Raw genomic sequence first — 14,538 nt, 5'->3', positions numbered from 1 at the left:
TAAATCACCCCTTTTTCGTTAAATTCACAACCGGAAGCTGAACTTCAAAGGTGGTTCCTTTTTCTTTTGAAGACTCAATCAGGTTAATTTTGCCATCAAGATCTTCAATGACATTTTTGGTGTAGGATAAACCAATTCCATTAGAAGCGATTCCGGCTTGGTCAAATTTCGTCGTAAAGCCTGGTTCAAAAATATACACTTTGTTTTTGTTAGAAATCCCGTTTCCATTATCCTTAATAGTTATTTTGACTAGGTCTTGAACCTTTTCAACCGTTACCACAATCTGCCCCTCCTGATAGATAGCTTCCACAGCATTGGCGACAAGATTATTGATTAGGGAAAGGAGGATAAAAGTGCGGTACTCCGGATGTTCACCGGAAATTCTTACTTGGAAATCAATCGTTTTCCCGAGCAACTCACTATAATTTTTATTCGAGATGGTTGCAACAAAAATGATTTCCTGAATGTTCATAAAATCATCTAATTTTTCTTTGGCCATTAATTTGGACAAACCGGCATATATACGTTGATTATCTTTTTTAATCTCGTGTAATTCCCCGGCGATTTTCAGCATCGCTTGCGCTTGTTTCTGATTGTTTAGAGCTTTCAAATCACGATAAATTGCATAGCAAGCACTGGTTAACTTCTCCGCATCTTTCGCTGATTTTTCCAATTGAAACATTTCTACATACAAATTTGAGACTAATAGTAAAACCTCTTCGGTCCGCTTTTTTTGCTGCTCTTCAGCCAACCTAGTTTCCCGTACTAAGATGGTATTGAAAAAACCGAGGACAAAGAAGCTGCGGATGATCGCTACCCCTATAATAATCAAGAAGCTCGAAGTTGTCATTTTCATATCGGTTGTAAAATGGCGAATGGTCATTTCGGTAACATTCCCCATGATTTCGAGCACCATGCCAAGCAGACCAATGAGAAGCGGCCGATGATACAATTTCTTTACCTTGAAAATATGGAAAAACATGCCGAAGACCATGTAATAAAAAAATACAGGAAAATGGATAGGGAAATCGAATGAGCCAACCTGTACCTTGTCCAGAATCATCCGAAAACAAACAACTGCACTTCCCGTTAAAAAGCCGGCTAAAACGGGATGAATTTTTCGTGACCATAACAAAATGAAGAAGAAAACAGTTGTACTCATGCTGAATCTTAAATCAGCTCCGCTTAAGGGGTAAAACTTTAATTCTCCAGTTATGGGCACAGCAATAATCATAAATAAATACGCTAATAATTTATCGCGAATACAATCACTCCCTTTCTATCGTAAAAAAAATATTATAAATTGTAAAAATATTTTTAATCCATTTTGTAGTTTTTTGTAGTTTATCGTAGTACTACAGGTATGATGTAAATGTTGGAAACGTTTACAGACTATATTCTACTTTAATACTATCAAAAAACTTATCGATGGGAGAGAAGCGAGTGAAAAAAATTAGTTTAGCATGGCAAATTTTTATTGGTTTAATTCTTGGGATTATTGTGGGTGCCATTTTTTACGGAAATCCTCATATTGAGCAATTCTTACAGCCGATTGGAAACATCTTTTTACGATTAATTAAAATGATTGTCGTGCCGATTGTTATTTCGTGCCTTGTTGTCGGTGTTGCCGGTACGGGCGATATGAAATCGTTAGGGAAGCTCGGCGGAAAAACGCTCCTTTATTTTGAAATTATAACAACGATCGCAATCGTTGTTGGATTATTAATCGCCAATGTTTTCCATCCGGGTACAGGCGTGGACCGTTCACAACTCGTTAAATCGGACATCAGCTCCTATGTAACGACTGAAAAAACAACGGAGTCACACTCCCATATTGATACAATTGTGAATATCGTACCGACTAATGTGGTGCAGGCGTTCGCAAATGGGGACATGTTGGCAATTATTTTCTTCTCCGTAATGTTTGGACTTGGTGTTGCGGCAATCGGTGAAAAAGGCAAGCCGATTATTGCGTTTTTTAGGGGTACTGCTGATGCGATGTTCTATGTGACCAATCAGATTATGAAGATTGCTCCATTTGGGGTGTTTGCCTTAATTGGGGTTACGGTTTCGAAATTTGGGTTGGAATCATTAATACCGCTAGGAAAATTGGTTATGACCGTTTATGGTGCAATGATATTCTTTGTTATTGTGGTCCTTGGCATTGTTGCGAAAATAGCCGGCTATAATATTTTTAAGCTATTAGCTTATTTAAAAGACGAATTAATTTTAGGGTATTCCACAGCAAGTTCGGAAACCGTCCTTCCGAAAATTATGGAAAAAATGGAGCGAATCGGCTGTCCGAAAGGGATTACTTCATTCGTAATTCCGACTGGCTATTCCTTTAATCTCGATGGCTCAACCTTGTACCAGGCGATTGCAGCACTGTTCATCGCGCAAATGTATGGCATTCATATGAGCATTGGACAACAGATTACATTAGTGCTTATTTTAATGATTACCTCAAAAGGGATTGCAGGTGTCCCTGGTGTTTCAATTGTCGTCCTGCTTTCAACCTTAGGAAGTGTCGGTATTCCAGTCGAGGGCTTGGCGTTTATATTAGGCGTAGACAGGCTGCTGGACATGGCCCGTACATGTGTAAACATTGTTGGTAACTCACTAGCTGCTATTGTTATCACAAAATGGGAAGGTCATAAAGTCAAAGAACACATCGAAGAACAAGCTGCATAAGCGATCATATTGGAAAAGGCACAACTAGTGAATAATAGCTAGTTGTGCCTTTTTGGTTTGATTTTTATAGATGTTGGTACCGGGGCTTTTTCTATCGTCGATTGACCCATTGGATTGATTTCCGATATAAATACGCTAGTATGATATAGATAACGATAACAATAGCGGCAGTCCAAAGTCTTTCTTGTAAAACACCGTCTGCGAATAATACAGGACCTAATCCGAAAAATGTCACTAATGCGATGAGAATGATAAATATGAAGTGTAGTAAAAATTTCACTTGATTCACCCCCAGACAGCAATTTCCTTTGTATATTAGACGAATACAATTAACACGTTGTTACAAGGATTCTGTTGCAGACAAAAAAAGGGCTTTGAACTCCAAAGCCCTTCTCCTATTAGTATTTGATTAATGTGTACTTCTTCTTACCTCTTCTAATAATCGTAAACTGCCCCTCGATTCGATCTGTTTCCGTTAGAGCATAAGTCGTGTCAGTGATTTTTTCGCCATTAACTGTGACGGCACCATTTGCGATGTCTTCACGTGCTTGACGCTTGGATGGAGAAATTTTCGCCGCAACTAAAAGGTCTACCAAATTCTCTTCATTTTGTGAAGTATATGCCGGAACATCTTTAAAGCCCTGAGCAATTTCTGCCGCTGAAAGACTGCTTACATCCCCGCTAAATAACGCTTGAGAGATTTTAATCGCCTGTTGTAAAGAATTCTCTCCATGTATTAACCGAGTCATCTCTTCCGCTAATACCTTTTGTGCTTTACGAAGATGAGGCTCTTCCTGAACAGCTTTTTCTAATTGTTCAATTTCCTCGTGCGAAAGGAACGTGAAAATCTTTAAGTATTTAACAACATCAGCATCTGCTGTATTAATCCAGAACTGGTAGAACTCATAAGGTGTTGTTTTTTCAGGATCTAACCAAATCGCACCGCTTTCCGTTTTCCCAAACTTTGTACCGTCTGCTTTTGTCACAAGTGGAATAGTTAACCCATATGCCTTCGAGCCTTCTGGCTGAACTTTACGGATTAATTCCAACCCTGTAGTGATATTCCCCCACTGGTCACTTCCTCCGATTTGCAATCTACAATTGTGATGCTCATATAAATGAAGGAAATCCATTGCTTGTAAAATGGTGTACGTGAATTCTGTGAATGAAATACCTGTCTCAAGGCGGTTCGCAATGGTGTCTTTTGCAAGCATATAATTCACACCGATATGTTTACCAATATCACGCAAGAAGGTAACAACATCCATAGAGCCTGCCCAATCATAGTTATTAACCATGATAGCCCCATTTTCGCCTTCAAATTGGAAAATAGATTCAAGCTGCTTCTTAATACCCGCTACGTTATCTTGAACCGTTTCAAGAGTTTGCAGCTTTCGTTCTTCACTTTTTCCACTTGGGTCACCAATTAATCCTGTTGCTCCGCCAACTAATACAATCGGACGGTGTCCGTGCTGTTGAAATCTTCTTAGTGTTAAGAACGGCAGTAAATGGCCGATGTGCATACTATCTGCGGTCGGGTCGACACCGCAATATAAGGAAATTGGCTCCTTGTTTAATGTATCCTTCAAACCTTCTTCATCGGTTTGCTGGTAGATAATCCCTCTCCATGCTAAATCCTGTAACAAATCCATAAATATTCCCTCCAATTTTGTAAAAAAATAAAAACGCCCCTGCAAAAAATGCAGGGACGTAAATTTACGCGGTACCACCCAGCTTGAGGAAAATTCCTCCAACTCAAAAAATTAACGGTTTAGACCGTCCTCTGCTACTAATAATCAATTTTCACAGAGAAAGCTCAAGGAGGTAATTCATTCTTCTATATGTATCAGCTTGCACCACCGCTGACTCTCTACAAACAGGGATAGAAGAACTACAGTTGGTTCCCTTCACAGCTTTTTATTAAATTAATGTATAGCTTTTTTTACCATAATAATAGTTCCTTGTCAAACAAAACTGGAAATTTCAGATAATGTAGAACTTTGTCAGTTTTTATACCTTTGATATGCTATAATGTATGTGATTTTAGATGAGGTGATACTATAGATGGTCGAAAAATTACAAGCATGGCTCGAAAAATCAAAATCCGTACTGAACATATTTACCCATAGAAAAACGGTTAAAAGTGCAAGAATCACATATCAAGTCGTTTGGAATCTGTTTCTCCTTGTCTTAACAGTAGTAATTCTAGGTGGATCATTTGCTACAGGTGTCGGTGCTGGTTATTTTGCCTCACTTGTTAAAGATGAACCTGTCCGCTCCTATGACAGCATGAAAAAGGATATTTATAACTACACGGAAACATCTGAGCTATATTTTGCCGATAATAAATATCTTGGAAAACTCCGTACAGATTTAGAACGGGAAGAAGTAAAACTAGACGATGTATCCGATTATTTGGTGAACGCAGTTGTTGCAACTGAAGACGAATACTTCTACAAACATAAAGGTGTCGTACCAAAAGCCGTATTTCGGGCTGTCTTCCAAGAAGTGACAAACTCCGCTGTTCAATCCGGCGGTAGTACTTTAACACAACAATTAATTAAAAATCAAATTCTAACCAATGAAGTTTCATTTCAAAGAAAAGCGAGTGAAATATTACTTGCCCTTCGTTTAGAGAAATTTTTTGATAAAAAAGAAATTTTGGAAGCTTATTTGAACGTATCTACGTTAGGAAGAAATTCGTCTGGACGAAATATTGCCGGTGTCCAAGCAGCAGCAAAAGGAATCTTTGGTAAAAAGGCAAGTGATTTAACACTGCCACAAGCAGCCTTCATTGCAGGATTGCCTCAAAGCCCATTCGGATATACCCCTTTCACAAGAGAAGGAACGATAAAAGAACCAAAATATCTTGAACCAGGTCTTACACGGATGAAAACAGTCCTAAAAAGAATGTTTGATGGAGGCTATATTAACCAAAAGCAATATGCGGAGGCCTCGGCCTACGATATTAAGAAGGATTTTATCAAACCCGTTCCCAACCCACTTGAAAAATACCCGTGGCTGACAGTCGAAATAGAAAAGCGTTCAATAGAAGTTTTAACTACTGTCTTAGCAAAAAATGATGGGATTTCAGAAAAAGAGTTAAAGAACGATGATAATCTCGCTTATAAATATCAAATTTTAGCTAGAAATGCTTTGCGTCAAAATGGTTACCAGATTCATTCGACAATTGACAAAAAAATCTATGATGCCATGCAGAAGGTAAAGGATAATTATCAATATTACGGACCTGATAAACCTCAGGAAAAAAAGGATCCTGAAACTGGTGAAGTGAAAACGGTTATGGAGCCTGCTGAGGTGGGTGCAGAGCTGATTGAAAACAAAACTGGAAAAATTATCAGTTTTGTGGCTGGAAGGAATTATGATGATCAACAGCTTAATCACGCAACCAATGCGATTAGACAAAACGGCTCCACAATGAAACCGCTTCTAGTATATGCACCAGCGATTGAGTTAGGAAAAGCAGCTCCAGGCACGCCGCTGCCAAACGTAGCGTTAAGTCTAAATCCCGGCAGTAGTGCTCCTTGGCCGCAAAACTATGACTATCGATACAGCGGACTGGTTTCAGCAAGATATGCCCTGGCGAAATCCTATAACGTACCAGCGGTTAAACTTTACAAGAGTATCGTAGAGCAACGTCCAGCCAAGTATCTTGAAAAAATGGGATTTACCTCTTTAAGAAAAGATGACTATACAAATCTAGCTACTTCCATAGGCTCAATGACAAATGGAGTAACAATTGAAGAAAATACAAATGCATTCAGCACCTTTGCTAACAATGGAAATTTTATTGATGCCTATATGATCGATAAAATTGTTGATAAAAATGGCAAGGTTATCTATCAGCATAAAGTAACACCCGTTAAAGTCTTTAAACCACAAACAGCTTATTTAACCATTGATATGATGAGAGACGTAGTTAAAATGGGGACGGCTGCAGGTGTTAGAAGCCAATTAAACTTTAGCAGCGACTGGGCTGGGAAAACGGGTACAGGAAATCAATATATTGACTCCTGGTTCGTTGCTTCAAACCCTAATGTCACCTTTGGTCTTTGGAGAGGATATGATACACCAAAATCGCTCCAGACTTCCGGAATGTCTTATAGTGCACGGACCAATAACTTATGGGCGAAGCTAATGAATGCCGCCTATAAAATTAGACCAGATTTAATTGATCCAGACAAGTCATTTAAAATGCCAAAAGGAATCGTGAAACGCTCCTATTGTGCTGTTTCTGGAATGCTTCCTTCTGAAGCATGTTCAAAAGCCGGCTTAATCGAAAGTGATTACTTTAATGCCAATAATGTACCAACTAAAGTAGACGATAGCTTAATTGAAGCAAACTATGTCACGGTTGGCGACAAAAAATATTTGGCCTTAGATTCTACACCAAAAGAGTTTTCCCAATTTGGTCTTGTCTTAAATCCTGATTTTATTAAACGGATTGTTGGAAGTAGCTTCCACAATTATAGTCAACTGATTCCACAGAAAGATCGTTGGGGAAAAATTCTGGTTTCAACCGCAAGAATGTCCGATAACGGAAAGAACCCTGCTAGTGTTAGCGTACAAGCTAAAGGAAATACCTTATCATGGTCAGCCTCAGAGGATAAGGATGTTGTTGGTTACCGCATCTATCAAGGTGGGGTAAGTTCTAAAAAAGTAGGCAGTCTAGTCAATGGTTCTAAGCGGTCATTTAAAGTGGGGACCGGATCATTTTATGTAACAGCAGTTGATATTGCCGGTAAGGAGTCTGCTCCATCGAATCTAGTTGATGCAGGAGTCATCACACCAACAGATCCAACTAATCCTGTTGTACCGAATGACCCAAACGTTCCAACTCAACCGAATCAACCAACTAATCCAACAACACCTTAAAAAAACGCACCGACAGCAAATGTGTCGGTGCGTTTTTTTTATTTTGAAATTGGTCGGCTGCTTTTTAATCTTCCATCGTAGAAAGGTCACCAGTTGGAAGGTTTAATTCCCATGCCTTTAATACGCGTCTCATAATCTTACCGCTTCTTGTTTTCGGCAGTTTATCACGGAAATCAATTTCACGTGGAGCAGCGTGGGCGGCAAGTCCTTTTTTGACAAATTGACGAATTTCTTCTTTTAGTTCGTCTGTTGCCGAGTAACCGTCCCGGAGTGCAATGAAGGCCTTAATGATTTCACCGCGAACTGGGTCTGGTTTTCCGATGACACCTGCTTCTGCAACGGCAGGATGCTCGACAAGCTTGCTTTCTACTTCAAATGGTCCCACGCGCTCTCCTGATGTCATAATGACATCATCTACACGTCCTTGGAACCAGAAATAGCCATCTTCGTCCATGTATGCTGAATCGCCTGAGACATACCAATCACCTGGCATAAAGTAAGATTCATATTTCTCAGGGTTATTCCAAATTGTATGCATCATGGAAGGCCAGCCCTTTTTAATCGCAAGGTTCCCCATTCGATATGGAGGCAGCTCGATTCCTTGATTATCAACAATCGCTGCTTGTACACCTGGAATTGGTTTACCCATGGAACCAGGCTTAATCTCCATACAAGGGTAATTACTAATCAGCTGCGCACCAGTTTCTGTCATCCACCAGTTATCATGAATGCGTTTGTTGAATACTTTTGCCCCCCATTTAACTACCTCTGGGTTTAAAGGCTCTCCAACACTTAGGACGTGACGGAGGCTGCATAGGTTGAATTTCTTAACCAATTCATCACCTGCACCCATTAACATCCGAAACGCTGTTGGTGCACTGTACCAGACCGTTACCCCAAAGTCTTCAATCATTTGATACCAGGCTTCCGGACTAAAACGCCCGCCTACAATCACATTCGATGTTCCTGTTAGCCATGGTCCAAAGATTCCGTAAGTTGTGCCTGTTACCCAGCCTGGGTCTGCCGTACACCAGTAAACATCGTCTTCTTTTAAATCGAGCACCCATTTTGCTGTTTGATAATGCTGAATCATGGCATTATGTACATGCAGTACGCCCTTTGGTTTCCCAGTCGACCCTGATGTATAATGCAGGATGAGACCATCGGTTCTGTCTACCCATTCAATTTGAAGATCTTTACTTGCAGATTCAAATTTTTTCAGAAAGTCAATATATGGTCCTTGTTCATCTACATTGCTACCAATAAGGAAGATAGACTTAAGTGCTGGCAGCTCTTGAACAGGTACACGTTCCAACAGTTCAGGTGTGGTAACTAAAACTTTCGCCTCACTGTCTTGCAAGCGGTCCCTGACAGCCCCTTCCATGAATGCCTCAAATAATGGACCAACAATTGCACCAAGTTTGATGGCACCCAATACCGTAAAATAAAGTTCAGGAGAACGCGGCATAAAAATAAAGACGCGGTCACCTTTATCAACATCACCGTATGTTTTTAACACATTGCCCGCTTTGTTTGATAGTTCTTTCATTTCCTTAAAAGTATACTTTTCATTTCTAGAACCATCGCGATAATAGAGGGCTACTTTATTTTTCCGGAAGGTTTTTGCGTGACGGTCGATTGCCTCGTAAGCCATGTTGACAAGACCAGTTTCACTCCATGTAAATTCCCTTTCCGTTTCCTTCCAATCAAAGTCCCTGTACTTTTCTTGATAATTTACTAGATTATGATCCCCTTGTACGACTGGTAACGCTTCCACTTTCATTCAATCTCCCCCTTTGACCTAATGTTAAAATTACTATATTACAAATATATACTATTCGCAATTTTTTAAAAAGTAAATTATATGTATTTTTTATTTTTACTTACTAAATGCCTAGAAAATATTATTTTTATCTTACAGAAAATTTTGTGAAGTTACTTATCATTGATAGATTTTATGTATAATAGAATTAATATGGATTGATTTTCCCAAGGTAGGTGACCGTATGGAACACAAAAAGACATACAATGCCAAACAATTAAAAACACCTCATGGTTCTTTAATTGTTGAAGGACCTATTACTGCAGATAAACTAGCAGGCTTCGATTTCCACGAAGACCTTATAGCCTTTCGCCAGCCAACACAGCAGCATCAGGCCTTAATTGGAATAGCAAACCTTACAGAAGGCAGAATTATTATTGCCAGACATCAAAATACCATTGTTGGTTATGTAACCTTTCTATACCCTGATCCGCTTGAACGATGGTCAGAGGGCAAAATTGAAAATTTAATCGAATTAGGTGCGATTGAAGTCATTCCAAAATATAGAGGATGTTCTGTTGGTAAAAATCTGCTCATAGTCGGCATGATGGATGATGCGATGGAAGATTACCTCATCATCACGACTGAATATTATTGGCACTGGGATTTAAAAGGGACCAAATTGAATGTGTGGGAGTACCGGAAAATTATGGAAAAAATGATGAATGCGGGTGGTCTTGAATGGTATGCAACCGATGATCCTGAAATTTGCTCGCACCCTGCCAACTGTCTCATGGCACGGATGGGGAAAAGAATCGATCGAGAAACCATTCAAAAATTTGATCGGCTTAGATTTATGAACCGATTTATGTACTAACTCAATTTTTGTTCATGTTAAATACTTAAGCTAAGGAGGATGTTCAAATGATAATAGAACAAATCATGAAAACAGATGTCGCCACACTTCTTCCGACAGATACCATTGCAGATGCCATTCAATTAATGGAGTCAAGAAAAATACGCCATATCCCTATTATCAACCAGGAAAAACATTTAGTGGGCCTTTTAACAGTGGCAAAAATCCATGAAGCAACTCCCTCTATTTTCCATGCGAATGAGCATCCAGAAGATATGAAAAAACCACTTAACGCAATTATGGAGCGAAACGTTATTACCGGGCATCCCTTAGATTTTGTAGAGGAAGTAGCTGGCGTTTTTTATGAGCATAAAATCAGTTGTCTTCCTATCATAAATAACCGAGAATTGGTCGGAATCGTGACTGAAACAGATTTACTTCGGACAATGGTGGAATTAACGGGGGCCCATCAGCCAGGTTCTCAAATTGAGATCAAGGTCCCTAATCTTGCCGGTAAACTTAGTGAAATAACCACTGTGATTAAGAATCGGAATGCAAATATTCTGAGTGTCCTCGTCTACCCTGATAAGTTGGATGATCAGTTTAAAATACTTGTGATTAGAATACAGACAATGAATCCTACTGTGTTAATTCACGATCTTAAACAGGCAGGTTTTCAAGTGCTTTGGCCTAATCTCCCGGGGATTTCAATATGAGTGATAAGTGTTCCTTCGTATTTTCAGATGAGCTGCTGAAATATAAATTCAGTAATCAGCATCCTTTTGACCAATTCCGGCTTAAATTAACAGTGGACTTATTAGAAAAGATGAATGTGCTTCATTCAGAAAATGTCATCCCGCCAAGGATAGCCACTGATGAAGAGCTAGCGTTAATTCACGACCTGAGTTACATAGAAGCAGTCAAAAAAGCAGGCAATGGTCAATTGTCTCCAGATATAGCAGAAAACTATGGTCTCGGAACAGAAGATACCCCTATATTCCCAAACATGCATGAAGCGAGCGCCCTACTTGTTGGAGGGACACTAACAGCCGTCGATCAAGTTATGACAGGTAAGGCCCAGCATGCTCTCCATTTAGGCGGTGGGTTACATCACGGATTCAGAGGAAAAGCGTCAGGATTTTGCGTGTATAATGACAGTTCGGTCGCCATCAAATATTTACAGGAAAAATTTAATGCTCGTGTTTTATACGTTGATACAGATGCTCATCATGGAGACGGGGTTCAATGGTCCTTCTACGATGATCCAAAGGTGTGCACACTGTCCATCCATGAGACAGGAAGATATTTATTCCCTGGCACTGGCAATGTAAATGAACGCGGACAAGGGGTGGGCTATGGTTATTCATTTAACGTACCCGTTGATGCATTTACCGAAGATGAATCTTGGCTTTACGCCTATACACATGCTCTTAGAGAAGTAGCAGATTTTTTTAGACCCGATGTGATCCTTACCCAAAATGGTGCAGATTCTCATTTTTTGGACCCATTAACACATCTTTCTTCAACCATGAAAACCTATCGTGAAATACCTAGACTAGCCCATGAAATCGCCCATCAATATTGTAATGGAAAATGGATTGCTGTAGGCGGCGGCGGTTATGATATCTGGCGGGTGGTACCGAGAGCGTGGGCTCTTATTTGGCTTGGGATGACTGAAAACTCAAACTGTTATGGCAGTTTACCTCAAGAATGGCTAGATACTTGGCAAAAAGAAGCTCCTGTAGGATTACCAAAAGAATGGGACGATCCAGAAAACTTATATACCCCCATCCCAAGAAAAGCAGAGATAACCGAAAAGAATTTATTAACCCTTGAAAAAGCACTCTACCCAATTAGAAGCCAGCAAAAAAGTGAATCGGTATAAAAAGATGGGTTGACCAAGTTTGGTCAACCCATCTTACCGATTATTTTGTTGATCGACGGTGTTCAATCCGGTGTGGGAGAACCACAATTTGGTCTGACACCTTTTCTTTGTTCATCAATTTGGTTAAGAGTCGCATCGCAACCGCCCCAATATCATATAACGGCTGAACGATGGTTGTTAATTGCGGACGCACCATCAGTGACAGCCTTGTATTATCAGATGTGATTACCTCAAAATCCTCAGGGATTTTATAGCCTTTGTCCTCTGCACCGTGCACAACTCCAAGAGCCATTTCATCAGAACCAACCAAGATCGCCGTAGGTCTAGCTGAGATTTCCAGTAGTCTTTCGATTGCTTCAATCCCAGAGTCGTAAGTATAATCACCTTCCACAATAAGCTCCTCATTATAAGCAATACCGGCTTCTTGTAATGCCCTTTGATACCCTCTCAGTTTCTTGATTGTATTCTTAGGTTCATGGAGTGGACCCACGACAAAAGCAATATTCTTATGACCTTTTTCGATAAATTCCTTGATGGAGTCATATACTGCTTCCTCATAATCAATATTCACGGAAGGGATCGTGTTCGATTCTTCAATTGAACCCGCAAGCACAATCGGTACAGGTGATTTTTCAAATTCCTCGACATGGTCAGCTGTAATATTGCCACCCATGAATACTAGCCCGTCCACTTGTTTGCCAAGCATTGTATTGAGCAAATGTAATTCCTTGTCTTTGTTTTGGTCTGAATTGCTTAAAATGATGTTGTACTTATACATCGTCGCAATATCTTCAATCCCACGAGCCAATTCTGCAAAAAAGATATTTGAGATATCAGGAATAATTACCCCGACAGTTGTTGTTTTTTTACTAGCCAATCCTCTTGCCACAGCGTTCGGACGATAGCCTAGTCTTTCAATTACTTCTAACACTTTTTTCCTTGTTACTGGTTTAACGTTCGGATTTCCGTTTACTACACGGGAAACCGTAGCCATCGAAACATTTGCTTCTCTTGCAACATCATAAATTGTAATATTCACCTAAAATACACTCTCCTAGAACGATCATCGTTTTCATTATTTTACAACAGGTTGTATAAACTTAATCATTAGTTTTTTGTTTTTGTTTGTGAGAACGTAAACAATCTTTAATATGTATTTAATCATACGACAAGAAGGGAAAAGCCGCAATTGCATTTGTCAACATTTTATGCAAAATAACTAAATATTATCAAAAAAACCTCCTGCAATGAAAATGCAGAAGGTTTTAAATCATATTTTCTTACAATTAGACGCGAACATAGTTGGATGCAAGCAGTTCGTTATAGAATTTATCAAACTGATTAAGATCCATTTGCTGCTTTTGATCAGAAAGTGCTACAGCTGGATCTGGATGTACCTCCGCCATCACACCATCTGCACCAATTGCAATAGCAGCTTTCGCACATGGTAATAACAGGTCTCTTCTACCAGTAGAATGTGTTACGTCAACCATGACAGGTAAATGTGTCTCTTGCTTTAAAATCGGTACCGCTGAAATATCTAGAGTGTTTCTTGTGGCGCGTTCGTACGTTCTTATGCCTCGTTCACAAAGAATAATTTGGCTATTCCCCTGTGACGCAATGTACTCGGCAGCATTAATAAATTCTTCGATTGTTGCCGCAATCCCTCTTTTTAACAATACAGGTTTATTTACAGAACCGGCTGCTTTTAACAATTCAAAGTTCTGCATATTTCGTGCCCCAATTTGAATGACATCGATATAATCAATCGCCATTTCTATATCGGCAGGGCTGACAATTTCACTGATTACTGCCATATCGAATTCCTTAGCGACACGTTTTAGGATTTTTAAGCCTTCTACCCCTAACCCTTGGAAATCGTAAGGAGAAGTTCTTGGTTTATAAGCACCGCCACGAAGAAGCTTTAAGCCTTTTTCTTGCATGGATCTCGCTACAGTTGCTACTTGTTCATATGATTCAACTGCACACGGACCGAATACAAAGTGAGGCTTTCCATCGCCTATTTTTTCACCCTTTAATGTAACAATGGTATCTTCTGGCTGTCTTTTTCTAGAGACGAGCAATGCCTTACTATGGTCATCCTGTTGGAGGTCAAGACCTGCTTTAAAAATCTCTTTAAAAATATGATCAATCGTCGAATTTTCAAAAGGACCATCATTATGCTCTTTTATTTTATCAAGCATCTTTCTTTCACGCACTGGGTCGTAACGGTACACACCTTGGTTTTCTTTCACCCGGCCAATATCCGAAACTAGCTGTGCTCTCTCATTAATTAACCTTAACAATTCTAAGTTTAGCTCATCGACCCGTGCCCTCAATTGTTCTAATTCGATTTTTTTGCCCATCCTTCGTCCCCGCCTTTTCCTTTGCTAAACAGATCTCCCTTTAAAAAGGTCTGAATGCATATATGTTCTTTTGTGAAAAGCT

Annotated in this window: 11 protein-coding genes and 1 other annotated feature; of the genes, 5 read left to right on the top strand and 6 right to left on the bottom strand. The window is 39.6% G+C overall.

Annotated elements, in window-relative coordinates; all coding sequences use genetic code 11:
- Nucleotides 1-4: 4 nt before the first annotated feature.
- A complete protein-coding gene (locus tag BR30_RS0100785) occupies nucleotides 5-1,162 on the bottom strand; it encodes a sensor histidine kinase (protein ID WP_231507601.1) in 1,158 nt (385 codons plus the stop codon).
- A gap of 281 nt (nucleotides 1,163-1,443) precedes the next feature.
- Between BR30_RS0100785 and BR30_RS0100780 the strand changes: the two genes are divergently transcribed.
- Nucleotides 1,444-2,691: a cation:dicarboxylate symporter family transporter gene (locus BR30_RS0100780; RefSeq protein WP_026563290.1), complete on the top strand. Its 1,248-nt coding sequence runs from the start codon at nucleotides 1,444-1,446 to the stop codon at nucleotides 2,689-2,691.
- A 91-nt stretch (nucleotides 2,692-2,782) separates the two neighbouring features.
- Here BR30_RS0100780 and BR30_RS0100775 read toward each other — a convergent pair whose 3' ends face one another.
- The gene (locus BR30_RS0100775; protein WP_026563289.1) at nucleotides 2,783-2,971 is read right to left on the bottom strand and encodes a DUF6954 family protein; all 189 of its coding nucleotides are present in this window, start codon (nucleotides 2,969-2,971) and stop codon (nucleotides 2,783-2,785) included.
- A 118-nt stretch (nucleotides 2,972-3,089) separates the two neighbouring features.
- On the bottom strand, nucleotides 3,090-4,343 hold the full coding sequence (gene tyrS / locus BR30_RS0100770) for a tyrosine--tRNA ligase (protein ID WP_026563288.1): 1,254 nt from the start codon (nucleotides 4,341-4,343) through the stop codon (nucleotides 3,090-3,092).
- 49 nt (nucleotides 4,344-4,392) lie between these two features.
- Nucleotides 4,393-4,611 (bottom strand) — a binding site (T-box leader).
- A 144-nt stretch (nucleotides 4,612-4,755) separates the two neighbouring features.
- On the opposite strand from tyrS, the gene BR30_RS32485 reads away from it, so the two are divergent.
- Nucleotides 4,756-7,587 carry a transglycosylase domain-containing protein gene (locus tag BR30_RS32485; RefSeq protein ID WP_081825311.1) on the top strand — a complete coding sequence of 944 codons (2,832 nt, stop codon included), beginning with the start codon at nucleotides 4,756-4,758 and terminating at the stop codon, nucleotides 7,585-7,587.
- A 64-nt stretch (nucleotides 7,588-7,651) separates the two neighbouring features.
- On the opposite strand, the gene acsA is transcribed toward BR30_RS32485, so the two are convergent.
- A complete protein-coding gene (gene acsA, locus BR30_RS0100760) occupies nucleotides 7,652-9,370 on the bottom strand; it encodes an acetate--CoA ligase (protein WP_026563287.1) in 1,719 nt (572 codons plus the stop codon).
- A gap of 223 nt (nucleotides 9,371-9,593) precedes the next feature.
- On the opposite strand from acsA, the gene BR30_RS0100755 reads away from it, so the two are divergent.
- The 3 genes from BR30_RS0100755 to BR30_RS0100745 are packed head-to-tail and all read left to right on the top strand — an operon-like array spanning nucleotide 9,594 to nucleotide 12,090.
- Nucleotides 9,594-10,226, top strand: coding sequence for a GNAT family N-acetyltransferase (locus tag BR30_RS0100755; RefSeq protein WP_026563286.1), 633 nt, complete (start codon nucleotides 9,594-9,596; stop codon nucleotides 10,224-10,226).
- Nucleotides 10,227-10,273: 47 nt separating this feature from the next.
- Nucleotides 10,274-10,921 (top strand): acetoin utilization AcuB family protein, encoded by a 648-nt coding sequence (locus tag BR30_RS0100750; RefSeq protein WP_026563285.1) that lies wholly within the window; start codon nucleotides 10,274-10,276, stop codon nucleotides 10,919-10,921.
- Nucleotides 10,918-12,090, top strand: coding sequence for an acetoin utilization protein AcuC (locus BR30_RS0100745; RefSeq protein ID WP_026563284.1), 1,173 nt, complete (start codon nucleotides 10,918-10,920; stop codon nucleotides 12,088-12,090). Before BR30_RS0100750 ends, BR30_RS0100745 begins: the two co-directional genes overlap by 4 nt.
- Nucleotides 12,091-12,130: 40 nt before the next feature.
- Here BR30_RS0100745 and ccpA read toward each other — a convergent pair whose 3' ends face one another.
- Nucleotides 12,131-13,129 (bottom strand): catabolite control protein A, encoded by a 999-nt coding sequence (gene ccpA, locus BR30_RS0100740; protein ID WP_026563283.1) that lies wholly within the window; start codon nucleotides 13,127-13,129, stop codon nucleotides 12,131-12,133.
- Between the two features lie 247 nt (nucleotides 13,130-13,376).
- Nucleotides 13,377-14,456 carry a bifunctional 3-deoxy-7-phosphoheptulonate synthase/chorismate mutase gene (locus tag BR30_RS0100735; protein WP_026563282.1) on the bottom strand — a complete coding sequence of 360 codons (1,080 nt, stop codon included), beginning with the start codon at nucleotides 14,454-14,456 and terminating at the stop codon, nucleotides 13,377-13,379.
- Nucleotides 14,457-14,538: the final 82 nt, after the last annotated feature.

Source organism: Bacillus sp. UNC41MFS5, assembly GCF_000686805.1.
This window is presented reverse-complemented; position numbering and strand designations above follow the sequence as displayed.